This is a genomic window from Hydrotalea sp. GW822-HT8A01, assembly GCF_058798575.1.
In genome coordinates, this window is record NZ_CM179506.1 from 91,663 (window position 1) to 117,911 (window position 26,249).

Annotated in this window: 31 protein-coding genes and 1 pseudogene; 7 read left to right on the top strand and 25 right to left on the bottom strand. The window is 36.5% G+C overall.

All coding sequences use genetic code 11. From position 1 onward, the window contains the following. The 20 genes from AC3QLY_RS00355 to AC3QLY_RS00450 form a co-directional block, all read right to left on the bottom strand. Complete coding sequence (locus AC3QLY_RS00355) at nt 1–1,371, bottom strand: TolC family protein (RefSeq protein WP_074420982.1); 1,371 nt, start codon at nt 1,369–1,371, stop codon at nt 1–3. 28 nt (nt 1,372–1,399) lie between these two features. Next, on the bottom strand, nt 1,400–2,173 hold the full coding sequence (locus AC3QLY_RS00360) for a TSUP family transporter (RefSeq protein WP_492990233.1): 774 nt from the start codon (nt 2,171–2,173) through the stop codon (nt 1,400–1,402). After that, a complete protein-coding gene (locus AC3QLY_RS00365; RefSeq protein WP_492990234.1) occupies nt 2,164–2,598 on the bottom strand; it encodes a DoxX family protein in 435 nt (144 codons plus the stop codon). Before AC3QLY_RS00365 ends, AC3QLY_RS00360 begins: the two co-directional genes overlap by 10 nt. A 16-nt stretch (nt 2,599–2,614) precedes the next feature. After that, nucleotides 2,615–4,108: a multicopper oxidase family protein gene (locus AC3QLY_RS00370; RefSeq protein WP_492990236.1), complete on the bottom strand. Its 1,494-nt coding sequence runs from the start codon at nt 4,106–4,108 to the stop codon at nt 2,615–2,617. A 191-nt stretch (nt 4,109–4,299) separates the two neighbouring features. Then, nucleotides 4,300–5,118, bottom strand: coding sequence for an AraC family transcriptional regulator (locus tag AC3QLY_RS00375; RefSeq protein ID WP_492990238.1), 819 nt, complete (start codon nt 5,116–5,118; stop codon nt 4,300–4,302). 220 nt (nt 5,119–5,338) lie between these two features. Then, a complete protein-coding gene (locus AC3QLY_RS00380; RefSeq protein WP_074419550.1) occupies nt 5,339–5,659 on the bottom strand; it encodes a hypothetical protein in 321 nt (106 codons plus the stop codon). A gap of 152 nt (nt 5,660–5,811) precedes the next feature. After that, on the bottom strand, nt 5,812–6,120 hold the full coding sequence (locus AC3QLY_RS00385; protein WP_074419551.1) for a DUF6973 domain-containing protein: 309 nt from the start codon (nt 6,118–6,120) through the stop codon (nt 5,812–5,814). A gap of 108 nt (nt 6,121–6,228) precedes the next feature. After that, the gene (locus AC3QLY_RS00390; RefSeq protein ID WP_218330461.1) at nt 6,229–6,474 is read right to left on the bottom strand and encodes a hypothetical protein; all 246 of its coding nucleotides are present in this window, start codon (nt 6,472–6,474) and stop codon (nt 6,229–6,231) included. Between the two features lie 25 nt (nt 6,475–6,499). After that, nucleotides 6,500–7,069: a hypothetical protein gene (locus tag AC3QLY_RS00395; RefSeq protein WP_074419553.1), complete on the bottom strand. Its 570-nt coding sequence runs from the start codon at nt 7,067–7,069 to the stop codon at nt 6,500–6,502. A gap of 1 nt (nt 7,070) precedes the next feature. After that, a complete protein-coding gene (locus AC3QLY_RS00400; RefSeq protein ID WP_492990241.1) occupies nt 7,071–7,994 on the bottom strand; it encodes a hypothetical protein in 924 nt (307 codons plus the stop codon). A gap of 148 nt (nt 7,995–8,142) precedes the next feature. Continuing rightward, on the bottom strand, nt 8,143–8,565 hold the full coding sequence (locus AC3QLY_RS00405; protein ID WP_074419555.1) for a hypothetical protein: 423 nt from the start codon (nt 8,563–8,565) through the stop codon (nt 8,143–8,145). 62 nt (nt 8,566–8,627) lie between these two features. Continuing rightward, nucleotides 8,628–8,930, bottom strand: coding sequence for a hypothetical protein (locus AC3QLY_RS00410; protein WP_492990243.1), 303 nt, complete (start codon nt 8,928–8,930; stop codon nt 8,628–8,630). Between the two features lie 40 nt (nt 8,931–8,970). Beyond that, on the bottom strand, nt 8,971–9,288 hold the full coding sequence (locus AC3QLY_RS00415) for a hypothetical protein (protein ID WP_492990245.1): 318 nt from the start codon (nt 9,286–9,288) through the stop codon (nt 8,971–8,973). A 33-nt stretch (nt 9,289–9,321) separates the two neighbouring features. Then, a complete protein-coding gene (locus AC3QLY_RS00420; RefSeq protein WP_492990247.1) occupies nt 9,322–9,579 on the bottom strand; it encodes a hypothetical protein in 258 nt (85 codons plus the stop codon). A 36-nt stretch (nt 9,580–9,615) separates the two neighbouring features. After that, nucleotides 9,616–10,185 carry a hypothetical protein gene (locus AC3QLY_RS00425; RefSeq protein WP_492990248.1) on the bottom strand — a complete coding sequence of 190 codons (570 nt, stop codon included), beginning with the start codon at nt 10,183–10,185 and terminating at the stop codon, nt 9,616–9,618. Nucleotides 10,186–10,289: 104 nt separating this feature from the next. Further along, nucleotides 10,290–11,183 (bottom strand): hypothetical protein, encoded by an 894-nt coding sequence (locus AC3QLY_RS00430; protein WP_492990250.1) that lies wholly within the window; start codon nt 11,181–11,183, stop codon nt 10,290–10,292. Nucleotides 11,184–11,208: 25 nt separating this feature from the next. After that, nucleotides 11,209–11,778 (bottom strand): hypothetical protein, encoded by a 570-nt coding sequence (locus tag AC3QLY_RS00435; RefSeq protein WP_074419553.1) that lies wholly within the window; start codon nt 11,776–11,778, stop codon nt 11,209–11,211. Nucleotides 11,779–12,345: 567 nt separating this feature from the next. Next, complete coding sequence (locus AC3QLY_RS00440; RefSeq protein WP_492990252.1) at nt 12,346–14,106, bottom strand: DUF6973 domain-containing protein; 1,761 nt, start codon at nt 14,104–14,106, stop codon at nt 12,346–12,348. Nucleotides 14,107–14,288: 182 nt separating this feature from the next. Continuing rightward, the gene (locus AC3QLY_RS00445; RefSeq protein WP_492990254.1) at nt 14,289–15,644 is read right to left on the bottom strand and encodes a Y-family DNA polymerase; all 1,356 of its coding nucleotides are present in this window, start codon (nt 15,642–15,644) and stop codon (nt 14,289–14,291) included. A gap of 121 nt (nt 15,645–15,765) precedes the next feature. Then, entirely contained in the window at nt 15,766–16,344 is a 579-nt protein-coding gene (locus tag AC3QLY_RS00450; protein WP_074419596.1) for a hypothetical protein, read from the bottom strand. A gap of 74 nt (nt 16,345–16,418) precedes the next feature. Between AC3QLY_RS00450 and AC3QLY_RS00455 the strand changes: the two genes are divergently transcribed. From AC3QLY_RS00455 to AC3QLY_RS00470, 4 genes are all read left to right on the top strand, one after another. Next, complete coding sequence (locus tag AC3QLY_RS00455; RefSeq protein WP_074419597.1) at nt 16,419–16,919, top strand: LexA family protein; 501 nt, start codon at nt 16,419–16,421, stop codon at nt 16,917–16,919. A 164-nt stretch (nt 16,920–17,083) separates the two neighbouring features. After that, entirely contained in the window at nt 17,084–18,184 is a 1,101-nt protein-coding gene (locus tag AC3QLY_RS00460; protein WP_074419598.1) for a PA0069 family radical SAM protein, read from the top strand. A gap of 132 nt (nt 18,185–18,316) precedes the next feature. Further along, a complete protein-coding gene (locus AC3QLY_RS00465) occupies nt 18,317–19,315 on the top strand; it encodes a 2-hydroxyacid dehydrogenase (RefSeq protein ID WP_074419599.1) in 999 nt (332 codons plus the stop codon). Nucleotides 19,316–19,355: 40 nt separating this feature from the next. Continuing rightward, on the top strand, nt 19,356–20,348 hold the full coding sequence (locus AC3QLY_RS00470) for a hypothetical protein (RefSeq protein ID WP_074419811.1): 993 nt from the start codon (nt 19,356–19,358) through the stop codon (nt 20,346–20,348). A gap of 138 nt (nt 20,349–20,486) precedes the next feature. Here AC3QLY_RS00470 and AC3QLY_RS00475 read toward each other — a convergent pair whose 3' ends face one another. The 5 genes and pseudogenes from AC3QLY_RS00475 to arfB form a co-directional block, all read right to left on the bottom strand. Continuing rightward, a complete protein-coding gene (locus tag AC3QLY_RS00475) occupies nt 20,487–21,152 on the bottom strand; it encodes a lipoprotein signal peptidase (RefSeq protein ID WP_287101708.1) in 666 nt (221 codons plus the stop codon). Between the two features lie 64 nt (nt 21,153–21,216). After that, nucleotides 21,217–22,719, bottom strand: a complete 1,503-nt coding sequence (locus AC3QLY_RS00480) for a lipopolysaccharide biosynthesis protein (protein ID WP_074419812.1) — start codon at nt 22,717–22,719, stop codon at nt 21,217–21,219. Nucleotides 22,720–22,802: 83 nt separating this feature from the next. Then, a complete protein-coding gene (locus AC3QLY_RS00485; RefSeq protein ID WP_074419402.1) occupies nt 22,803–23,861 on the bottom strand; it encodes a cytochrome c peroxidase in 1,059 nt (352 codons plus the stop codon). A 28-nt stretch (nt 23,862–23,889) separates the two neighbouring features. Then, entirely contained in the window at nt 23,890–24,561 is a 672-nt protein-coding gene (locus AC3QLY_RS00490) for an MbnP family protein (protein ID WP_074419401.1), read from the bottom strand. A 43-nt stretch (nt 24,562–24,604) separates the two neighbouring features. Then, nucleotides 24,605–24,994, bottom strand: a pseudogene (arfB, locus tag AC3QLY_RS00495) (alternative ribosome rescue aminoacyl-tRNA hydrolase ArfB); the annotation flags it as partial. Nucleotides 24,995–25,053: 59 nt separating this feature from the next. On the opposite strand from arfB, the gene dtd reads away from it, so the two are divergent. The 3 genes from dtd to AC3QLY_RS00510 are packed head-to-tail and all read left to right on the top strand — an operon-like array spanning nt 25,054 to nt 26,226. Further along, the gene (gene dtd, locus AC3QLY_RS00500; protein ID WP_074419400.1) at nt 25,054–25,506 is read left to right on the top strand and encodes a D-aminoacyl-tRNA deacylase; all 453 of its coding nucleotides are present in this window, start codon (nt 25,054–25,056) and stop codon (nt 25,504–25,506) included. After that, nucleotides 25,484–25,897 carry a group III truncated hemoglobin gene (locus AC3QLY_RS00505; RefSeq protein ID WP_218836944.1) on the top strand — a complete coding sequence of 138 codons (414 nt, stop codon included), beginning with the start codon at nt 25,484–25,486 and terminating at the stop codon, nt 25,895–25,897. Before dtd ends, AC3QLY_RS00505 begins: the two co-directional genes overlap by 23 nt. A gap of 2 nt (nt 25,898–25,899) precedes the next feature. Beyond that, nucleotides 25,900–26,226, top strand: a complete 327-nt coding sequence (locus AC3QLY_RS00510) for a nucleotide pyrophosphohydrolase (RefSeq protein ID WP_074419399.1) — start codon at nt 25,900–25,902, stop codon at nt 26,224–26,226. Nucleotides 26,227–26,249: the final 23 nt, after the last annotated feature.

Here is a 26,249-nt window from a genome sequence, read left to right on the forward strand (position 1 = left end):
TTAGTTAGCCTGATTGATAAATAAGTTAATGTCTCCATTCACGGCTGCTTTATATAAGAAAGCTTTCCAAACGCTCATGTATGAAAGCTTATAATCTATTTCTGCCTTTATCAAAGCATATTGGGCCTGCATAAAATCTGAAATTGTAGCAAGGCCAGACTTGTAACGGGATTGCATAGAATTGTATGAAAACCTGGCAGATTCTAAAAACAAAGGGCTTTCTTTTGCAATGGCAAATGCACTATTGAGCGAAGTATCTGCCAATGCATTTTGTTTTTTCAATTGCAATTGAATTTCGTTAAGTTTTTCCTGATTTGATTGTATCAGAAAGTTCTGTTGCTGCAACTGTGGTCGAATTCTTGCAGATTGTAAAAGGGGTAAGCTTATCTGTAAACCTATACCGTAATTTATACTTTGAAAGCCCAGGCCTTCTGCAGCTTTTACCGTACCATTGTATGCAACACCAGAACCTCTTGCATAAAGTGTAGTCCATATGCCCAAGGTTGGCATAGTAGTTTTTGAAAGTACCTTCTTACGGGCAAAACCGATAGCAATATTGGAGTTGTATAAATGAATCAGTGGATTTTTAACTGAATCGGCACTAAAATTTGTTACAGGAAGTTTGGAAAAGAAAAAAGTATCGGCAACAGTAACATAATTATCTGTTGCAAGTAGCTGAGTTAAATAGATGAGGGTTTGTTCTTTATATTTTTGACTGTTCAGTAATTCAACTTTTGATTTTGAATTTTCGGCCTTGAATAATTCGGTATCAACACCAGGCCTTATACCATTTACAACAAGCGATCGAACTGCCTGTAGATTTACCTCTGTTCTTTGTAAATTATTCTGATACACTTTTACCAACTCTGCAGCCGTTATTACATCAAGATAGGCATAGATTACTTTTATTTTGTGTTGAAATATTTCATTTTCGGCATCAGCATTGGCGTATTGCAAGCCCGCTTTAGCAAAATCAATCTGAGCTTTTCGCTGACCGAATGTGATGGGCTGCCAATTAAGCAAAAGACTTGTAGCACTGCCAAATACACCATTCATATTATTCGAGGAAGATGGCGGCCCACTGATAGGCATAATAAATTGCGGATATGCCATACCGGTAATATTATTGTAAGTGGCATAGTCTACTTGGTAGGATGCATCTATAGAAGGAATCAGAGTATTCTTGCTTATATTTATACCTTCTTGGGTAGCTTTAACATCCAACATTTTCGATTTGAGTAAAGGATAGTTTTTTTCTGCTAATTGCAACAATTGAGGCAGTGTTGTTTGTGGTTGTTGTGCAAACCCTTCAAGGTGCAGCAGCAGTAATAGCAAACAATAACTAATTTTTACACTTTTATATAATTTCATTATTATATATTTAAATTTATTTTAATTATTAAAGAAGCCCTGCACCCAAAGCAATGGCAATAAGAAAAAGCATAATAGCTATTGTTACCTGTATAAACTTTAGGGTAATTTTTTTAAGAATTCTTTTACCAATTAAAGAACCGCTTAATGCAGCAAATGTTGCTGCAAAAACATAACTCAAATTTTCATGGAGGCTGGTTTCTGAAAATCTCGTTGCGTATACAGAAAGCCTTGTGATATCTACAAAAACAGATAAGACTGCCGCAGATGCAATAAATGCTTCTTTTGTTAAGCCTGATTTAATTAAAAAAGCGCTTCTTAATGCTCCCTGAAGGCCGGAAAGTCCGCCAAAAAAACCACTTAGTAAACCACCAATTGGCAGCTTGTTTCTGCTAAACTGGATTGCCTTTAAAGATGGGATAATGTTGAACAGTGCAAAGCCGATAAGTAAACTTGCAATGATTAATTTTACAGGCTTTACCTCAAATATTTTTTCACAAATAGTATAGGAATAAAGGTCAGGAAGATTTGAAATATTCATCAGGAGCCATGCACCTGCTAATGATGCAAATATTGCAGGGATACCAAATCGAATCAAAACTGTTTTATCTGCACTTTTACCAACCATTCCTGCAATAAGAATATTATTGAATAAATGAACTATTCCAACTAATGTAATAGCTACCTCTACCGGAAAGAAAATCATAAATACTGGGGTAAGGATAGTACCTAAACCAAACCCGGAAAAAAAAGTAAGTATGGCTACTATAAATGCGGCTACTGATAAAATAATTATTTCCATTTTTGTTTTTCAATTTGTTTATCGATCGACCATTTGCCACCTCCTTTGATGATTAAGAAAATATTTCCCAAAAACATTGACCAGTCTGTACGGCTATCATGCAACATTGACCAGAAGCCATTATTGTGTAAAAGTTCTGCTTTTGTAGTTGCAATTGAAACGAACATGATAATGAGTAAAGGAATAGCTGCCAACCTTGCAAACAGACCTATTAAAACCAGTGTGCCGCAAATTATTTCGAAACTGCCCACAAACGGACCTAAAAAATGAGGATTGGGTAAACCTATTTTTGCGAAACGGCCTGCGCCCAAAGCATCTGCATATAAAAATTTCTGAATCCCTTCCGAAAGAAATACTGTTCCCACCATTAACCTGATAATAATTGTAGTTGTTGCATTATCTGAATGAATGATTTTATAAAACATAATTATAAAATTTATTTTATTTGTAATTAAACAAACACATAAAACCAAAATCCATATGAAGTTGCATATGGCAATGCATTAAAGTTAATCCCGGATTATCTGCTGTAAAATCAAGATGCATTTCTTGAAAACCACCCAACATAACAACATCTTTTATAATACCTGTTGTTGACTTACCTCCAATTCTTGTAATCTCGAAACTATGCCGGTGTAGATGCATCGGATGAATATCATCTGAAGCATTTCGCATGTGCAAACGATATCGCTTCCCTTGTTGCAGATGAAACATAGGCGACATATCCATCATGTTAAAAGCAACACCGTTTATAGTCCATCTATTAAACCCATTTTCAGCAGCATTTTGTTTAGCAAACAACAAATTTATTACCTCATCAGGCGGACTTACTATTCCACGATCATTCCCAAAAATTGTATAATCCCATTTAAATGGTGCCGGTATTTTCCATTGTGGTTTCCCTGTATGGTTTGCATATTCTATCACAATACCCATACCGTTACTTCTGTCATCATCAGACAAATCGCCCATAACCCATATACCAGGATTTCTCATCTCTACAATTGCAGATATTCGCTCAGCGGTACCCAGCCATAACACAGGAACTTGTCGTTGATTTGGTACCGGGTTCCCGTCCAGAGCCACCACTTTAAAACTATGACCTGGCAATGCAAGGCTTCTGATTTCAGTGGCACTCCCATTAAGTATATGGAATAGTACTCTTTCGCCCTCCTTAACACGAATTGGCTCACCATGACCGAGCTGATGGCCATTGATAGTAAAAATATTATACCCAACTTCATACCCTTTTGTTTTAATTGGAGATTCCTTTTCGGCTTTTTCCTGTATGGCTGCTAAATTGGGAATTGATTCACCAGTGAGGAAATCCATAGCCATATCGCCGCCCCGCATAAAGTAAGGCTCAAACTCCTTAAGTATAATAAATGCTTCACGATCATAATTGCCAGGTTCATTTTTTGGTTCAATATAAACAGGGCCCACCTGCCCGGAGTATTGCCCGACATTTAAATTAGCTCCTGCTACCAAGTGCGTATGATAAAACCTAAAACCGGCTGGCTTAGGTACAAAAACTTCACGGCGCATCCCATGAGCAGGGATATAAGGGGTGCCTTCTTCTGCAGCTCCATCAACATCAGTAGGCAAAAACTGCCCATGCCAATGCAATTGTTCAGGTGTATCAGTATCATTATAAATATCTACTATTGCCTTTTGCCCTTCTTTAAAGCGCAATAAAGGACCCGGAAACTCTCCATTGTATGTGGTTGTAGAAATAATATGCTGTGTGCCTACCTCTACCAAACCTGTGCCGATATGAATTGTATAATCTGCTTTTTCATCCTGTAGTGTTACATCCTTTGCTTCTGACGAGAATTTGCGGATATTAGGTTCACTATGTACTAAACTACTCATTGGCAAATTACTTGCAATGGGTATTGCTAACCCGGCTGATTTAATAAATTTTCTACGATCCATAACTTAATTTTTTAAATTAGTCAAGCCATCTAAGAAATGAATTGCTTACCGCATACAATACAAGTAAAATAAATATTTTAAAGTATTGTTCATTATGATTTTTAGGGTGTGAAAAACAATATATCACTTAACAAAGATGGTACATGAAATTAATTAAGCATGGTATATTTGAAAATACTGTGGCACTGGGGTTACTGGCTTCGAAAAGTCTGTGGGGTATACCCAGTATAACGTTTGAAATATTTAACGAAATGAGAAGGGTCGTTAAAGTCTAAGGCAAAGGAGATTTCAGAAACGGTATTATCGGTATAAATTAATAAGCGTTTAGCTTCACTGATTATGTGTTCTGCAAGTACTTCTGCTGTGGACTGATTTACAGCTTTGCGGCAGACTGCATTAAGGTTTTGCGGAGTTGTATTTAACAAGCCTGCATAGTACGCCACATTGTTTTTTATTTCCTTGTTTTGCGAGAGTAGTTCCATGAATGATTGAAAGATATCTGCCTTTACTTTCACGTTATTAATAAGTGGCTTAGCCACTTCTAATATTTTTGCTAACAGGGCTTTTAGCAGTCCTTCCACAACAGGAAATCGGTTTTCATTTGTTGTATCGTTTTCTTTGGTGAGCAACTGAAAGAGTTGATTAATGGTGCTGGTATCTTTTACCTGCAAATTAGAAAAACTGCTTACTTTAGTCAATAATGCTTTCAGTTCTACATCAAGGCTCTTATCTATAAAACCTTTTTTTAAAATTAATACATACCCTTCAGGCACCGTGCGTAAGTCCCAATAATGCACCTGTTCCTTGCGCACAAAGAAGATAACGGGTGGCTGTACTTTGTATTTGGTATAATCAATAGCATGCGTGCCGCTACCTTTTGAAAGGTAAATGATTTCAAAATAATTATTGTGTTTATGTGGTTCAGTTTTCCTAATCTCCTTCTTAAACAGTGTGATCTTAATTAACTTGTCTGTTTCACTTTTATCTTTTATGTTGATTTGAAATGTCATAAATAATTATTATAATTTGGCTATCATTGTCTATCACTCAGCAATGACCAAAAAATTGAAAAAAATAATACCCCCCGATTTTCAATTACTACAATAAAGTAACAAAAAGATAACTCCATAATCAATAAATACCCGGATAATTTACCGCTTTCGTTCAACAGGCGGCTTCATAGTTAGCGCTTAGCACACAACGAAGCCTTAGTTGTTGTAGGCAGTACTGTCAATACGTTCTACAATTGAAAGTCAAATTACCCGCAGCAGCTTTATAACGCTTGAAATTAATGATAACCGTATCACCATACCAGTCCATTTTTAACAATGTGTCAATCTTTCCACCTTCCAATCTGATGTTATTTATAACAAACGGATTATCACTATATCCCCTGATTGATATTTCCAATAAAGTTGGATGCAGCAATTTAGATTGAAAATAAAATGATGTATCCTTTAAGTTGCACAAACGAAACGTCGTAAATTCATATTGTTTACATCCATAATTTAATGCAATTATTGTAAAACCTATAGGAATAAGCTTCTTCATATAATTTATTAATTTGTTGGAACTAATTGTGTAACTCCAGGTATTATCTGACTATTTGCATCTAATGGGTCAAGTCTTCGCAGTTCACCGTTTTGGACTTTTTGCATAAGGTTGATTACTAATGTTTCTTTAAAAAAATGTCCTACTTGACCTTAAGTTTGTAAGTAAACAAATTGGTCTCTCCCAACTTGATTGTTAAACAAGTCCATTTGAATTTCCAGTAAAGGGTTATTAGGTATAAGTTCATGTGCATCCCCTAGTTGCTTAGCTAAAGCAACTCTTAAAACTTTTGCATTCAACCCACTGAACAATGCGTGTCTAAATGCGTCCCCATTTCCATTGTGTACAGAGTTTTGATACAAGTCCTGTGCTTTATCTAATGCATATTTGGCATTATACAAATATTGCAATTGATTTATTCTTGACAAGTTATCAAAAATTTGCAATTCCTGTGTTGACATTTGATTGCGATAATCATTTTCAAATTGAAGGATTTCAAATGTTTCAGGATAATTTGAAGGATCAAAATCGGGATCATATCCCCCACCGCCACCCCCGCCCGTCCACCACTAACTCCAATCAGGTTCAGTGGGGCCGCCACCAATTATTCCTCCACCCGGATTCCAGGGAAAATAAGGATAACCTGTTCCATAATCCCACCAATTGCCATTGGTATTTCCGGTGCCACCAACACCATCTATAATATTATCCTTGGGTGTTGCACAATTACAACTTCCCCTTCCTGTGGGTGGAGTGGTGGGCAGTTGCTGATTGAAAATATGGACTGTGATTTTTCTCGTTTGCCTGAATTGCATAAATACTTTTTTTGTAGGCAGTACTTTACCACCTTTCAATTTCTAAAACTTTAATATTTTTCCACTTGCCGTTTTGTTTGTTAAATAAATACACCTTAGTATATCCTGCCTTTGATGATTCAGAAATTGTTAAAGTAATAATTGCTCTGTCATTTGAAACGAAAGGTCTGTAAAATCTTATCTTACCAACCATTTTACTACAACGGTTTTTGTTTATTTGTTCAACAGTAAATAAGTTAAATCTTCCTGTCTTTTTTAACTTTGTTAACTCTATTTTATCTATACTCAAGTCTGCTCCGTCCAAAAAGAGTTTTTCAAAATCAGTTATTTTTTCACTGCGTAACATATTTTGAATTGACGAGGAAAGTTCAGTAGGCATACCTAAAGTCGTATCAATTTCTATACAGAGATTTTCTAACTTAAGTTCATTTAATGTATCGTTGGGGATTTGAATTAAACGTCCTGTTCTATATGCAGCCGTATCGACCAACTGCAAAAAATTGTCATTTACCAATTCGTAAAAGGTTTCCTTGGAACTCACTTTGCAACCGATGATGCAGAGTATAAAAATGACTAAAATTAGAATCATTCTCATATTAAAAGTATTGACTAAATTTAAGGACTACGGTACCTGCATTATCATCATCAACAATAACGTTAAAAGCATCTCTTTCGAAACCGTAACCAAAATCATAGACGCCTTCGCTAATGTTATTTTGTGTTGTTCCGAGGTGTATATATTCATGCAATATTGTTACAGCTAACAAAAAAGCAGTAGCTTCCTGTGTACTTTGCAAGTATGCTTGTTCAAGCCCACGTACATAGCTTGCCCTAATGTGGAGAGTTTTATTACCATTATTTTTATTGTAAAAACCGAATCTACCAGTCATTTCTTCAACTTTGATAGTTGGTCCTTGTCCAAAGGTTAAATGATTCAGAATTTTTTGTTTACTAAAGCCTGAATACGTTTGTAATGCATTTAAAACCTTTGGATTATTTTTTACGAACGTTTTTAGATTCTTTACCATATCAGTAAATCTCGGGTAATTAGTTTCATAATTATCGGCTGGGTCAAATTGAAAATCAGGTTCGTTTAATGGGTCAGGGTCATTGAAACTAGTTCCATCGTCACCTATGAAAGTCCACGTAAATGGCGGCACAGCATAGTCGTTGTAAGATGGGATGTAAGAACCGCCACCCCCACCCGTCCACCACCAACTCCAATCGGGTTCAGTGGGGCCGCCACCAATTATTCCTCCACCCGGATTCCAGGGAAAATAAGGATACCCCGTTCCATAATCCCACCAATTACCATTAGTATTTCCGGTGCCACCAACACCATCTATAATATTATCCTTGGGTGTTGTACAATTACAACTTCCACCACCTGTACAATCAATAATGATGGTTAAAGTTACAGAGTAACTTTCTGTAATGTATATTGTATTCCCATCAAGGGTAACTTCTAATGAATACGAAATCGTAACTTCTATGCTCATTTCACAACTAACACTCGCCATTGTTCCATTCAATGATTGCGTGCTATTGTTCTTTGGAACATAAAATGCTATATCACTAAGGCAGCTTTTAACAATGTTGAACTTAGTGTATCCCTCTGAAAATATATATATTTAAATGAAATATAATATTTATATAATATAAATTTTTCTAATCAAACCAAATCCTGTCTATTAAAAAAAAAGGCTTTTTATTAAAAAATGGTAAATCGGAAATCAATACAGCACGAATACAAATTATTTTGCCCTTGTTTTGTTCTTCATACAACACATTATATATACAATAATCATTGTCTTTATATGGCAAATAGAGTAAATTATTGCTTCCTAACGGAATAAAAGAAATAGCAGTTTTATAATCTTTTGAATGAATAACTTTTTTTGATTCTAATTTCTTCAAGATATTTTTTTGAGAAATTTTCCCTAACGAATAATAAATTGCTTTAAAATAAATAGTATCATTTTTTTTTAAATGTTTATAAAAAATTGCAGTATCTAACTTTATATCACTTACACATTGCCCCATGGTATAAACTGAAATTAAGAAACCAATTATAATAAAGATAAACTTCATAAATAATTATTTTAATATAAATAAACAGGAAGTTGACTGTAGTATTCAACTCTACGTTAAAATTATTTACTTTTTCTTATCATTGTAACAATGTAATCATTCAATCCACTTGCATAATCAGTTTGTGATTTCCCTTTGATAAGTCCAGTTAATTCATTATAGTAAAGTTTATTTTCTGGATTAGCTCCTTGATTAGGATTTCCAGAGGCATTATCAAAAAAAGTGAAATATTTACCTTTAGAATCTGAACCTGCACCGATTATTACTACAAAATGATCTGTTGTATTATCAGTATTTGGATTAGAGGATCCTGGTTTATCATCAACACCCACTATAACAGGTATTCCTCTTTGAAGTGCTGACAATAAATACCCAACACCGTTTTTGGCTGCACTCTATTCTTTACTATTTTATTACAGAATTAGAATCATAAACCTCAATTGTATATTTTAAATTTGGAATACCTGATAAATCAGAATAATAAAAGCCACGATTTACTTTCCCGTCTTTTAAAATAACTGTTGATTCAATCTTAAAATCGTGAGCATTTGAAGTAATGTTATTTTTTTTTATACTGATTGTCGAATATTTATTCGCTTCTATTTTGTCGACCTTGTACTTATTGCCTTGTACATAAACAATTAGCTGATTAATGGATTCATTGGTCTTATTTTTAATCGTAACCTTAATCTCTGGATTTCCACAAGAAGTTAATTTAGACATAGTAATTATTAAAATTAACAAGTGTTTCATAAATCATTGGTTTGTTGGTGTGAGTTGAGTTGCAGAAGTAATCCCGTGTCGACCTAATTGAGGATTACCATTTATATGCCAAAAATCATTATTTAATCCGTTACTACCTGGTGGATGTGTTGGCTCAAGAGGCTTCAAATATCTTAATTCTCTATTTGTAAGTCTTGTTAATACGTCAGATGAAAGACTTGAATTTGATGTAAAAATCGGAAACATCACGTCTCCAACTATATGTCCAATAGCATTATTCCACAAATCCATAGGATGCTATGTTAATTGCAGTACTTTTAATATGTTTTATTGGAAATCAAATTCTTGACATCTTTGTGTTGGGCAATAGTTAACTATAATTGGATAATCAAAATAATTATCCCTCTTGACAAAGTATAGTTTTTTAACATTAAAGAGGGAAGATTTTACAATAAAAAGTGTCTTTGATTTTTGTCTAATGGAAATAGAATATCGCTCACCTTCATTTCCTATTAGTTTTACTTTCACTTTTTTAATCTTTTCTTCTATATCAGAAATTCTATAGGTAATAAAACCTTCGTTAAAGTCATTTATTAAAAGTACACTATCAGATAAACGAAAAAATGTATTGTAAAAAGGTTCTGACGGAAAATAAGCAAAGTATTTTTTTTTGAATTTCTTAACCGTAATCCAATCACCTAAATAACTTGAACTTAAATTTTCTGTAGTAACAATATTGGTTTTAGCAGATACATTTTGTTTCAAATCCGATAATAAAAATTTAAAGACAAGATCATGAAATTTAGAATGGGGTGTATCTATAAAAATAACTTGATCCGAATTTTTATTTATATATAACGTATCCTTTATTAATTGAGCGTTTGTATTTGTACTCATTACAATTAGTAACAAACAATTTATCAGCTTCATACTCAAAAGTTTTGTTTAGAAAATAATCCTATGTGAATTCTATATCACATAGGACTATTCAAAAAATTATCTTATTGGTTCTTTCTTATTTGAGTTACGATATAATCATAGTATATTGGGGGTGCACCATTTGCAGCTGAAAAGCCGGTAATAATACCTGTATTTTCGTTATAATACAATTTGTTATTACTACTGCATCCTTTACTTGTTAAATTAGTTGCATTGTCATAAAATGTTAAATACTTTCCCTGACTATCCTGACCAGTGCCAACTATAGTAATAAAGTGGTCAGTTTTGCCATCTGCATTTTTTGAACTTGGAGTTCCAGGTCTATTGTCTACTCCAACAATAACGGGCTTACCAGCTTGAAGTTTGGTCATTATATAATTTATACCTGATTTTGCAATACTAGGATATGGGCCGCCATTGGCATCATATACCTTAAACGCTGAGCCATAACCCAAATCTCTCAATCCTGCTTTTGCTATCTGGTCTTTAGTAAGGTCTAAACAGTTTCTGTAGTCGTATCCAACAAATTGAGAAGGAGACAGGACATCACTTATAGTTGGCCAAGGGTTTTGGTCATAGTCAAAAGTAACTTGTGTAGGGTCATCTTCAAACATATTTGGGTCGTCAACAAAGTTTCCTAAAACATTTGGGTCAGGTATAATTTCAAAAGAGAATCCTCCTCCACCTGTACCACCCCCGCCCGTCCACCACCAACTCCAATCAGGTTCAGTGGGGCCGCCACCACTTATTCCTCCACCCGGATTCCAGGGAAAATAAGGATAACCTGTTCCATAATCCCACCAATTGCCATTGGTATTTCCGGTGCCACCAACACCATCTATAATATTATCCTTGGGTGTTGCACAATTACAACTTCCCCTTCCTGTGGGTGGAGTGGTGGGCAGTTGCTGATTGAAAATATGGACTGTGATTTTTCTCGTTTGCCTGAATTGCATAAATACTTTTTTTGTAGGCAGTACTTTACCACCTTTCAATTTCTAAAACTTTAATATTTTTCCACTTGCCGTTTTGTTTGTTAAATAAATACACCTTAGTATATCCTGCCTTTGATGATTCAGAAATTGTTAAAGTAATAATTGCTCTGTCATTTGAAACGAAAGGTCTGTAAAATCTTATCTTACCAACCATTTTACTACAACGGTTTTTGTTTATTTGTTCAACAGTAAATAAGTTAAATCTTCCTGTCTTTTTTAACTTTGTTAACTCTATTTTATCTATACTCAAGTCTGCTCCGTCCAAAAAGAGTTTTTCAAAATCAGTTATTTTTTCACTGCGTAACATATTTTGAATTGACGAGGAAAGTTCAGTAGGCATACCTAAAGTCGTATCAATTTCTATACAGAGATTTTCTAACTTAAGTTCATTTAATGTATCGTTGGGGATTTGAATTAAACGCCCTGTTCTATATGCAGCCGTATCGACCAACTGCAAAAAATTGTCATTTACCAATTCGTAAAAGGTTTCCTTGGAACTCACTTTGCAACCGATGATGCAGAGTATAAAAATGACTAAAATTAGAATCATTCTCATATTAAAAGTATTGACTAAATTTAAGGACTACGGTACCTGCATTATCATCATCAACAATCAAATTAAATGTATCTCTTTCAAAACCAAAACCATACAGTAACACATCAACAACTCCAATAATTATTAAACCCACCGATAATTCAACAGTTTCGTCGAACTTCAGGATTCATTGTTAGCACTACACACAACGAGGCCTTAGATGTTGTAAGAGGTATTATTAATATTGGTATCTAACTTTCAAAAATCCTTTTTTGGCTTTATAGGATTTAAAGCAGAACTTATAATTGTTTTCATAATAGTCATGCAACGAAATAATATTTCCAGTAAAATTGGGTGAAACTTTATGATTTCCTATTTTAACTGTGTCATCTATCGAATTAGTTAAAATTTCCATTTTGAATGTAGTTGCAAAAGTATTTTTTCCATCTCCTAACTTAATATTAAAGAATATGCTATCAATATTAACAGCCGATATTATTATTGTATTCGAGTTCCTCTTGCAAGATACAATAGCTGATAATGAAAAAATACACACAAATAATTTTAAAAAATTTAAGTACATAAACATTACTGGTTTGTTTTTGTTAATTGTGTAATACCTGACATAAATCCATTTCTGCAATTTGGGCAGTCCGGTATTCCATCTCTATCTGAATCATACGAAGGCGATTGGGTATAATCTAAAGGCTTGAGATACTTTAATTCACCATTAAGCAGTTTAGAATAAATTACATCTGCTATCGTATTGGGATCCCAGTAACTAATTGCTGTATTAATTCCAACTGAGTTGTTAAATAAGTCCATATCTTTTTCTTGATACAGTAGTGATGGAACTTCTGACTCATGAGCATCCCCATATTCTTGCGCAAATGTAGAACCACAGGAAAGCGTATTTAGCGCACACCAATAGGCGTGACGAAATGCATCAGCCTTAGTATTCAATTTTGGATTAGGGTTTTGTATTGTTGCTGGATCGGTAAATCTCGCATTTGTTTCGGTAAATGCTTTTTGCATATTTTTCCTAAATTCAATTGCTTGAAAAGGATGCGACTTAACCCATTGCCTTTCCTCATATGTTAGTTTTTTGTAGTCATCGTAATAATCGCCGTCAATATTCATTGAGAAGTTATTCTCAATCCAATTATCGTCATTCCACCATTCGAAAGGATAACCAAACTCCATTCCTGGATATGAAATAGGAGAAACATAAACTCCTTGATAGTAATAGCCCATTCCACCCCCACCCGTCCACCACCAACTCCAATCAGGTTCAGTGGGGCCGCCACCACTTATTCCTCCACCCGGATTCCAGGGAAAATAAGGATAACCGGTGCCATAATCCCACCAATTGCCATTGGTATTTCCGGTGCCACCAACACCATCTATAATATTATCCTTCGGAGTTGCACAATTACAACTTCCACCACCTGTACAATCAATGATGATGGTTAAAGTTACCGAGTAAGTTTCTGTAATGTATATTGTATTCCCATCAAGGGTAACTTCTAATGAATACGAAATCGTAACTTCTATGCTCATTTCACAACCACCACCCACCATTGTTCCGTTCAATGATTGCGTGCTATTGGCGCTGTTATTCCTTGTAGCATGAAATGCTATCTCCACATTTTTTATTTTGCCCGATACAGGTGATTCAATAGTAATTCCATCCCGATTATTTACCGTTTGCTCAAAATAACCAAAAACTGCCTGCGTATTTAATAAATTATTTTTTGCAATTGAAGTTTTTGGTCTGATTGCATTTAGTGAATCACGATTATACAACCGGTAAGTATATAAACTATCATTGTGTTTATAAGCCACTATGTATGACTGTATGGTATTAGTATTTTGCGCTTGTAATGGTATAAAAAATATACCCTGACTGCCCTCGGTTTTATTACTTTGCGTGTATTTTACAGTGTTACCTGTTGCATTAACCCCATAAGTAGATAATTGATTACCTGAGTTAGAATGATTGCTGCTATATATTACTTTGTCCCATCTCGGTATCCCATTTTTCCTTACAAACGCAGGTAAAAAATGAAACATACTATCCTGCCTTCTAATATCGGCAGCTAATTTTTTTATGGCAATGTCCGCTGTAGTACCGGTATTAAAAAACTGTTGTTGTAATTGCGCATAATTGGGGCTTTTTATATTGGGCAAACTGTCGTATTTGCGGCAACCAAACAAAAAACTAACCATGATAAAAAGAATAAAAAGATAACAATTGCTACACCATTTGTAAGCCCTATTGGTAACATTTTTGACTAATTGCGTGTTTCGCAAATGCTGCGGGGAGGGAGGGGTAATCAATACTTTCATAGTAAATTGATTTTAGTTATGTTAAAAATAATTAAATTTTAATAGAAATAAAATTATTTTTATGTTTTTTTAAGTTTTTTCTACCCAATAACCAACCTTTATCCGGGCAACTACGAAGCAGTATGGGGGACTCCTACACTATGAAATGAATGGATGTTCCATAGGTTCCGACGGTTGTAGCTTTAGCGTACCTCTGGCAATTCTTTCCAGCGGGAGGTATAGCGGGGGCTGCGCAGTTCCTGGCGCATTTTCCAGTTGCGGCCGGTTCCACCGGCCGCAAAATGCAACACATCATTCCGCATACTTCCATTAATATTATCCATTACCTCCATTAATTTACCATTGGCATTACCGGTTGCCGGTACAAATAAATTGCCGGGTGGGGTTTCGGCTGGTATAATACCACTTAACAGCACCCCTGCCTTTTTGTATATTTTACCGGTTTGATACAGTTGTGCAGCTAATTGCAGAGCGGGTTTTATCAACTCATGGGTATTGGCAGTAGCATTCGGCAATACAATAGAGGCGCTTACCGAAGGACCATGTCTAAAATGCCCACCCGGTAACTGTTCGGCTTTATACACCATAAATACCGTAATAACCGATGCCACACTTTTTTGTCGGCGCAACTTTTCGGCAGCACGGGCTATATAAGTTGCTACCGCCTCTTTTACCTGCTGCAATGCAGTAACAGGCGTACCAAACATGCGGGTAGTAGCAATCATTTTTTTGGTAACCAATTCATCGCCCAGCCCAATAGCCGGTTCGCGATTTAGCTCTTTTAATAATCGGGCACCCACAACACCGCCCAACTGTTTGCGTACCCAATTTTCGGGCATAAGGCTTAATTGCAGTGCATCATAAATACCAAAACTGTTCAACTTTTCGGCATAACGGCGGCCAATGCCCCAAATATCGCCTACCGGTGTTTGTGCTAATGCCTGCTGTATTACTTCAGGCGTATCTAACACATATACGCATTGCGTGGCTTGTTTATTTTTTTTAGCTATATGGTTGGCCATTTTACTCAGCACTTTAGTAGGGGCAATGCCCACCGATACTGAAATACCCGTCCACCGCTCTACGGTTTGCCGTATATGCAGTGCCAACGCTGTATAATCCGTAGCCCCAAAACCCGATAAGGCTAAAAAAGCCTCATCTACCGAATACACTTCCGTATTTTGTTCACCCACCAAAAAGCGCAGGGTATCCATTACCCGCATGCTCATATCGCCATATAAATTGTAGTTAGAGGAAAAAGTAGTTACGCCATATTGTTCAATAAACGGTTTGGCTTTAAAATAAGGACCGGCCATTTCAATCCCCAATCGCTTAGCTTCATCGGTTCGGCTAATAATACAACCGTCATTATTGCTAAGCACCACTACCGGCCGGTTCCATAAATCGGGCCTAAATAAACGCTCACAACTACAATAAAAACTATTACAATCAACAATAGCATACCATGTATCCGTATTTTTATCGGTGTTGGCAGCCGCTGTTGCAGGCAGTACCGTATTAACTTGTTGTGTATTCATACCACACTAAAAACAAACAAAATATTTAAATAAACGAATAACCGATGCCCATTGCCCGGAACGATGAAGTGATTGCGACGCAACAGGCGATGCCACGAAGTACCACCGCCGGTACCATAAATTATAACAAATGAAATTTACATAGCGGTACCTGATTGCCGTAATTGGGTTTGTATTTTAATAAAACCCATTCTGTTGCCGTAAAAGTGGCATAAAACACCTGTTGCGCATAATGGGTTATGGCTTTGTGATACACATTGGGTGGCAAGGCTGCAGCAAGAGGTATATTGGGACGCTGCATAATTTGCATCTGCGGAAAGCCATTATCCAAAATATAATTGGCTATGGGCTGTAATGCCTGTACCCATTGCCCAAAAGCCATATACTCTTGCAGCCGCACATACACGCTATGTTCAGGCATACCACTGTAATTGTTAAAGGTTAAGGGCAACGACTGCTGTATGCCTGCAATACGATGCAGGTAACGCAACAATGTGTCTTCTAAAGCTTCATCGGCTTTAAAACTCGCCATGGTTAAACGGGGCGTACTGCATACATATCCATATTGCGCCGTAAAAAACGCCTGCTGCTGCAACAGCATCTGGGTAATACAATCAGGTAATACAACACACAAACTGTACTGATACACCGTTTGTTGAAGGGTGCCCACAGGGGCTACAGGTAAATGAACGACATCCATAAAACAAATTTTTTTATACCAACAAATTTAGCATAAAATTGCTAAATAATTTAGTTAACTGCAAAATATATTTTATGATAGATAATATAGCGTACACACCTGCCTACCGGGGCAGTAAAGACTTTACCCAACACCAGGTACCTACTGCCAATGCCAATGGTCTTAGCGCTGCAGCCGATGATTATATGGAACGGGGTATTGACCTGAATGAACAACTGATTATGAACAAACCGGCTACCTTTTTTTTCCGTATGAACGGTGATGCCATGACGGAGGCCGGCATTCATAGTGGCGATGTATTAATTGTTGACCGAAGCGTTGCTATAGCCTCAGGTAAAATAATTGCAGCCGTGGTGAACGGTGAGCTATTGGTGCGGAGGCTGCAGTTAAACTTTAACCATGCTACCTTACTGGCCGAAAACAGTCGTTACGCCTCTATTGAAATTACCGAATTTAGTGAGCAGTACATATGGGGTGTAGTTACCTGCGTTATTCATATTTTAGAAAAGGGGTTATTATCGGGTGGCACTGTTGGCAAAACAAACAGCAATAACAAAAAAGGCATTCATTATTAATATTGTAGCCGGCTACTGCTTTACCATGTAGCTGTTGTTGCGTCGCACACTTGTACGGCAACAATACAAGGCAGCAGATACTACTACCAACGGTTATCCATTTACGTAAAAAACTGCAGTAACCTGAAATTAAATTTATATATTTACCTATACAAAAAAGCACCATGAACACTAACCCCAACCAACAACCAGTACCGGCACAAAAAGAGGCAGCTATGCAATACCTGAAAGGCAGGGGTGCTCAAATTAATACGCCCAACCATTTTTTACAAAATAATACAGAAAAATTACATGTTGAGGCCATAGACGATTGGGAAATAACCCGCAGCGCTACGCAATATATTATCACAAAAGCCACCGGCATTGTAAACAAAGTAGATAGTCCCGATGTGGGTATGTGGTACAGTATGAATCCGTATCAGGGTTGCGAACATGGCTGTATTTACTGCTATGCCCGTAATGTGCATGAATATTGGGGCTACAGCGCAGGTATTGATTTTGAAAGTAAAATATTGGTGAAACAAAATGCCCCCGAACTGTTACGCAAATTTTTAATGAAACCCGGTTGGCAATGCCAGCCCATTTCACTCAGCGGCAATACCGACTGTTACCAGCCGGCTGAACAAAAATTTAAACTTACCCGGCAATTGCTACAGGTTTGCCAGGCTTTTAACCAGCCGGTAGGCATTATTACCAAAAACGCTGCCATACTGCGCGATATTGATATTTTAAAAAACATGGCTGCTAAAAATTTAGTGAGTGTATTGGTAAGCATTACCTCACTCAACGAACAACTGCGCAGCGTAATGGAGCCACGAACTACTACTGCGATGCAGCGTTTGCGTATTATTGAAACATTGAGCAAGGCCGGCATACGGGCGGGTGTAATGCTGGGGCCAATGATACCCGGCTTAAATGAACACGAAATGCAAAGTATTATGGAACGGGCAGCAGCAGCAGGTGCCAGCTTTTCGGCCTATACATTTATACGCCTGAATGGTGCAATAGCCACGCTATTTCATGACTGGCTATTTAAAAATTTTTCCGACAGGGCCAATAAAGTGTGGCATTTAATAGAACAGGCACATGGCGGTAAAGTAAATGACAGCCGGTGGGGTATTAGAATGCGGGGCGAAGGCCCCATTGCTGCCTTGGTGCAACAGCAATTTAACACCTACAACCACAAATATGGACTGAATGCAGAAAAATGGCATTTATCCACCCAACATTTCAACAGGCCCGGTACACAGGGTACTTTATTTTAAGATTGGGCATGAAATTATCAAAAAGATATATCCGTTTTTCCACATTTGGCCATTGTCTGAATAGCTACCGTTATCTTTATACTGAAAATAAATAGCATCATTTTTGCATCCATTCTATAAAAACAAAGCCGAATGAAAATTACTTTTTTCTCTACACAACCTTACGATAAAGAATTTTTCATAAAAGGAAATACCCATTATGGTTTTGAATATACTTTTTTTGAAACGCATTTAGGTCCACACATTGTGCAGGCTTTAGAATCCACCGATGCCATTTGTGTGTTTGTAAACGATAAGGTAAATGCAGCAGTAATAGCAGTGCTGGCACAAAAAGGCGTAAAAGTAATTGCACTGCGCTGTGCCGGATTTAATAACGTTGATTTAGAAGCAGCAAAAGCACACCAAATACGCGTATGCAGGGTACCGGCCTATTCGCCTGAAGCAGTGGCAGAACATGCATTGGCCATGATTCTTACCTTAAACAGAAAAACACATAAAGCCTATAACAGGGTACGTGAACAAAATTTTTCGATTAACGGATTGCTTGGCTTTACCATGAAAGAAAAAACAGTAGGGGTAATTGGAACAGGACATATTGGAGCTGCTTTTTGCACCATTATGACGGGCATGGGTTGTCGGGTACTGGCTTATGATATACAAACCAACCCATCATTCACCACAACGGGCATAACGTACCTGCCATTGGCTCAGGTGTTTGAACAGTCAGATATTATTTCACTACACTGCCCGCTTACGCCACAAACACATCACCTCATTAACATGACAACTTTGCAAATGATGAAAAAAGGCGCCATGTTAATTAATACCAGTCGTGGCGGATTAATTGATACAGATGCTGTAATTGAAGCCCTAAAACAACAACACCTGGGTTATTTAGGCATTGATGTATATGAACAGGAAGAAAATATATTTTTTCGTGATCTCTCAGAAAACATCATTACCGATGATACATTGCAACGTTTAATGGCTTTCCCAAATGTATTGGTAACAGCACATCAGGCGTTTTTTACAAAAGAAGCATTGGAAGAAATTAGCCATATTACTTTAACCAATGTAGATGCATTATTGCACCATAAAAATTTTACGAACCAAACAGCGTTATTAGTATAAATACTATCAATACATTAACCTTTACCATTAATTTTACCGCATGAAGGCACTACTGAAATATAGCTTGGCATTTATAACCGTACTCTTTATTTTTATGGCATGTACCAAAGAGTATAGTTTTGAAACCGGAAAAGGATACAGTGGTACCGCTATTGGCTCTCTGCAAGATACGGCCGGTAATTGCCAAAATGTATATGTAAATGGTACTTACCTGGTAGATAGTGTGTTAACAGATAGCAATTATATTGTGGTTACAGCCAATATTATTTCGCCGGGTAAATATTATATTTTTACTGATACCGTAAACGGCTTTTGGTTTTATGATTCGTCTATTGTTTTATCAACCGGTACTCAAACTATTAAGTTAAAAGGCTATGGTAAGCCCATTTTACCTATAGACGCTAATTTCACCGTTACTTTTGGCAGTTCGGTTTGCCAGTTTACCATACCTTATAATACTTCAGTTATTGGCAATTATTTTCCTACCACCGTTGGCAGTTACTGGACGTATAATGATAGCCAGTTGAATAACACCATCACTACCCATGTATTGCCAATTGTAGACACTGTTACCAATACGGGCCAATCGTATGCCGTTTTTACTGATCGCTTAGGTGATACAGCACTGTATAGAAGAAGCGGCAATACCTATTATACCTATGGATTGTTGTATCCTGACAACTCATCAGGACCGGTAGAATATGCCTTTTTAAAAGCAGGGGTACCGGCAGGAACGAGTTGGGATTCTCCCATTGTTACTGCTATTGTAGCCAATCAAACCATTAAAGTAAAATACCATTTTACACTGTTAGGCAGTGGTTTAACAGCCAGCTATAATGGCAATAATTTTACCAATGTTATTAAAGTGCAATTAGATATACAGGCACTGGTACCACCTACCATTAACTATGCTACGGCACAAACATCTTTTTTTTATTATGCGAAAGGAGTTGGGCTCATTGCCATAGAAGTACCCGGCAGCACAACAGTAATGCCTTATAACTCTACCATTACACAATGGAAAGTAAATTAAAAATGATACTACCTCTTTTCAATGAATGGTATACGGGTACTAAAACAATTGTTGCAGGATTTAATTGATACCTTCAAACCCTTCCAGAGCAGAAAACTGGTACTATAAACTGTTTGTTTTTCAGTAACCATTTTAGATTTAATTTCGGAATGGTTTTACTTCTTCGGTTGCAGCAGTATTTTGCTGGGCATCCTGTTTCTTGTTGAAAAATTTATTTTGAAAAAGCAGCAAAATAATCACACCTACCGAAATAGAAGCATCGGCAATATTAAATACGGGTTCAAAAAATTCAAATCGCTCACCACCCCACACAGGAAACCATTTAGGATAATAGGTATCCACCAAAGGAAAGTATAACATATCTACCACCCTTCCATGTAAAAAATGAGCATAGCCTGAACCGAAAGGCACTAATTTTGATACATTTTGTGAAAACACATCGCTGTTATCAAATATCAGCCCATAAAACATACTATCAATCAAATTACCCAATGCACCGGCATAAATTAATGCTGCACAAATTATAAAACCAGTATGGTATTGTTTTTTGATAAAATCTCTTAATAAAAAAGTACCCCACACTACTGCAACCAATCTAAATAAAGTTAAAATAATTTTTCCAAACCCTCCACCAAATTTCCATCCCCAAGCCATTCCCTCATTTTCAACAAAATGCAAGCGAAACCAACTACCAATTACATTGTGTTCCTCACCCGCATAATAATGCAGTTTTATATAAAATTTCAAAGCCTGATCGGCCAGAATGATGGCGGCTATCAGAATAATGACTTGTTTAGCTTTCACTGATTTTATTTTAAAGCGACAAAGATATAAGAATTGACTCTGTGATGGTAAATGATACATTTACTTAAGCTATCCATTTGCCAATAACCGGCAGCTTTTGCATTTCTCTGCGTTCTATTCTTAACACAAAAACAACAAAAGCAAGTAATAATGCAGTGGCAAAAGTATAGCTGAATAAAGTTTTGGTAATATATGCCGTTATGCTGTTATGCAGAAAAAACAATAAAACGGCAATCACCATATATGCCATTAATTTCTTCCAGGCATAAGGCACCCGATATTTTTTTTGTCCCCACACATAACTAATAATCATCATGCTTCCGTAACAGGTAAAAGTTGCCCAGGCACAGGCCATAAAACTATAATGTGGAATAAAAATGTAATTAATTAGAATAGTGATGGCTGCGCCGGCTAATGTTATCCAGGCACCGGCCATGGTTTTATTGGTAACCTTATACCAAATACTGAGGTTATAATAAATGCCCAAAAACATATTGGCAAACAATAAAATGGGTACTACTTTTAATCCTGCCCAATACTTAGGACCGATAAAATGTTTCCATACCGGCAAATACAGTGCTACCACTAAAAACATTACAGAAATAATGATTACAAAAAATTTCATTACCCGGGCATATACCTTTTGCGGATTTTCGCTTTCGGCCTGTTTAAAAAAAAATGGTTCTGCACCCATTCTAAAAGCCTGAATAAACAAGGTGATTAAAATCGATAATTTATAGCAGGCATTGTAAATACCCACCTGTTCTTCTCTAAATGTTTCACTACCGGGTAACCACCAACGCAACATTAATCTATCAAAGGTTTCATTAATCATTCCACCCATGCCTGCAATCACTAACGGCATGGCATATATCATCATTTGTTTCCACAACCGAACATTAAACTTAAATTGTATTTTAACAATCTCTTTTGACAACAACAGCAATGTTACTGCCGATTGTACCACATTGGCAAATACAACATATACTATAGGATTGGTTTCAGGATTAAATACCAACACTACCCAACTTCCTTTAGGATGCTGCATTTGTTGCGGACAATACACTATAAAAAACCAGGTAATTAAAATATTCAATACAATGCCACTGATTTTTACAAATGCAAATTTCAATGGCCTTTCTTCCTGACGCAATTTGGCAAATGGAATGGTAGATAATGCATCTAAACTGATTACAATGATACTTAGTTGAACAATCGCCGGAAAGCCACTTAACCCTGTTACATTTCCTAAAACAGACTGATTCATCCAAAGTATTACTGAAAATAAAATGGTTGAAAAGAAGATCGATAATGCTGCGGTATCATAAATAATGGCTTTGTTTTCATCTTTCGAAGAAAAACGAAAATATGCCGTTTCAAAACCATAAGTAAATAACACATTTAAAATGGGAATAGCCGCATAAATTAATCCCATTTTTCCATAATCGCTGGTTTTGGCCAGTCCATAGGTTAATAGCGGGGTTAAAAGATAGTTGATAAACCTTGCGGCAATAGAACTTACCCCATACCACATGGTTTGTCCGGCTAATTTTTTGATACTGCTCAATAGTAATCCTTTTTATTGGGCGCTAAAATAACGAATCGATTACAGTAAGCACAAAGGTTTAGCAAATAGTTTAACAGTTCCATTTAATGCACATGCATAAAAGGAGGTGTAATGGTGTATCCGGGAGGAGCAAATCGCGGATCTTTTAAAAATGAACTATCCGTTAATGTATATAAAAAAGCGGTTAATTGTCCAATTTCATAATTCGATAAAGGCAGTTTGTTCCGTAATAAACTATCCGTAGTGGGGCCTACTATCATTGATTTTCGGTAATGATCAAATACATTAATTAGAAAAAAGAAACGTCCGTCATGCCCATAAGGCTGGGTAACAGCCACATTGCGCAGGCTGGGCACTTTAAACTTCAATGAATCGGCCGGATTACCGGTAATTTTCATACGGCCCATATCCTGCAGCACATCATCTGCCGGCAGTCCGGTATTGCGATAAGAAAAGTCGGTAAACAAAGGTTCTTTATGACAACTCGCACATTTTTGTTTAAAAATAGCATGGCCTAAACTTTCGGGTAAATTAAAATGAGCTTCACCACGCATTACTTTATCGTATTTGCTGTTACTGCTTACCAACATCAGTTCAAACTGGCTCAGGGCCTGCATAATACGTTTGGTATTAATTTCTTTTGTACCAAAAGCCTGTTTAAAAAGCGTTGGGTATTCGGAATCTGCATTGAGCTTTTTAATAATGTTTTCAATGGTTTCGGCCATTTCATTCGGTGCAGTAATAGGCGCCAGTGGCTGTGCATCTAAATGATTAATACCCCCATCCCACATGAATGCTTTTTGCCAGGCTAAGTTTTGTAAAGCAGGTGCATTGCGGGTAGTAAGTGAATTATCATAGCCATGACTTAAATTATGATCGTAAGTAGCAAATGCTGCAAACTGTTGGTGGCAACCGGCACAGGGAAAATTACCATCCTTACTCAATCTTCCATCATAAAATAATTTTCTACCCAATTCAAAACCCTGGACGGTTAAAGGGTTTTCTTTAAAATTATACACAGGCTGCGGCCATCCGGGTGGTATTTTAAATACCAACGGTGTAGGCTTACTGCTATAAATGGTAAAACCGGTTGCCATTATAACCAATAGTACAATTATCATTATGGTAATTTGCCACTTCATACATTTTACAAAACTTCCGTTTTAAAAATTATTCAACATTTATGATATGAAACATTTGCGCATAATTATCCGCTATTTGCATGGCCAACTTACCAGGCGAATGGCAAATAGGATGTTCTTGAATAGACAAAGGATGCGGCTTATTAAACCATGCCAATACATCTGCCCCTATGTTAATTTGATGCACCGATTTTTTTTGTGGAAGGTTGAAATGAATAACCCGCAAAGCATTTTCATTGTGTTTATATCCGCCAATATGGTAAGTTACATAATGCGCCGGCGCTTTTGATGCAGGTGAATTACCTTCTAATTTTGCAAAAATGTAACCGGTATTCCAAGTCCAGAACATACCCCGCATAGGATCTAACGAACCGGTTTGTATACCACTTACATTTTTAATACTATCTACCCCAACCGTAAATGTAATAGAAGCAATATGTTGTGGCTTAACCGGTAGGTCAATTGCTTTAAAGGCCGCATCTGTAGCATTAATTAAATAATATTCATTTTTCAATGGAATTTCATGGCCATTATCATCTTTCAGCTGAATATGGCTTATGTAAAAAAGAAAGTTCCGAAATGTAACCGGCTCATTCAAAGCGGTGTGGTAGGTACTATCTAATAACACCAAAGGTTGTTGGCCGGCCAAAGCTACAAACTTCAACTGCAGGCTTTGTGCATACAATACCCATACACACATGGTACAAAAAACAAACAGTAAAAATTTTTTACACACAACTTCTTTATTCAGTATCGTTATTGAAATATTTTTTGCGCATCAATTTTAGGTTAGCCCTTTTTTGTTTGGCCATTGCTTTTCTTTGCTTAGAAACTGCAGTAGGTGTAGATGCAATACGTGCTTTTTTCTTCACCAATGCTGCATTTACCCAATCATTCATTTTTTGAATTACTAATGCTTTATTCTCTAACTGACTTCTTGCCTGCTGCGATTTTACTAATAAAAATCCTTCCTTGGTTATTTTGTGTTGTAAATGCCTGTTAATTTGCTGTTTCTGTTCTTCGGTAAACAATGCAGATTGCATTACCGGCCATCTGCCCTCTACCATTGTTTCTACTTTATTTACATTTTGGCCACCTTTGCCGCCACTGCGGGCAGTAGAAAAAATTATTTCATCCTGAATATTTATCTTCATATTCCAGTAAAGTTAAAACTTAAGTATCAACCACCATTATGCGTATCATTATTCAAAGAGTAAGTCAGGCATCTGTAACTGTTAATAACAACATCGTAGGTACTATTCAACAGGGTTTATTGGTTTTTGCAGGAATAGTAAATGAGGATAATCTGGAAGACATTGAATGGCTGAGTCATAAAATTGTACAATTACGTATTTTTAATGATGCAGCCGGATTGATGAATTTAAGTGTGAAAGAAATTGATGGCGATATTTTACTCATTAGTCAGTTTACACTCCATGCCGCCACCAAAAAAGGCAATCGTCCTTCGTTTATCAAAGCAGCCAAACCGGAAATAGCCAATCCCATTTTTGAGCAGCTAATACTTCACTTAGAACAAGCATTGGGCAAAAAAATTGAAAAGGGCATTTTTGGAGCAGATATGAAAGTAGCTTTGCTGAACGATGGACCGGTAACCATTTTTATTGATTCTAAAAACAGAGAATAATGAACCCATTCATTGTTGTGCCATGTTAAAAGATATCAGCAACCGTACAGATTTAATGTTATTGATGAAAACATTTTATGCAAAAGCCCTGAAGGATGATGTAATACAACATTATTTTAATGAAATAGTGCAATTAAACATGGAAAAACATTTGCCGGTGATTGTAGATTTTTGGGAATCAGTTTTATTTGAAACACCGGTATACAAAGGAAATGCCGTTGCTGTTCACCAACACCTGCATGAATTAGCACCCTTTACTAAAGCGCATTTTAACCAATGGTTGCTTTTATTTAACCAAACTACCGATCAATTATTTTCAGGAAATATGGCCAAAAAAATAAAACAAAGAGCACAATCTATTGCCACCATCATTTTATTAAAAACAATTTAATCATGACAATTGCTGCCGCACAACAACAAATTGATGAATGGATAAAAACTGTAGGTGTTCGCTATTTCAATGAACTGACCAATCTGGGTATTTTAATGGAAGAAGTAGGCGAACTCAGCAGAATTATGGTGCGTAAATATGGTGAACAATCGTTTAAAGCCGGCGAAACTGAAGATGCATTAGGAGATGAAATGGCCGATGTATTGTGGGTACTCATTTGCCTTGCTAACCAAACCGGCGTAAACCTTACCGAAGCCCTGCAGAAAAATATAGAAAAGAAGACAAAGCGCGACAGCACCAGACATCTGAATAATTCTAAACTACAATAGCATAACAAACATTTGTTTGTTGA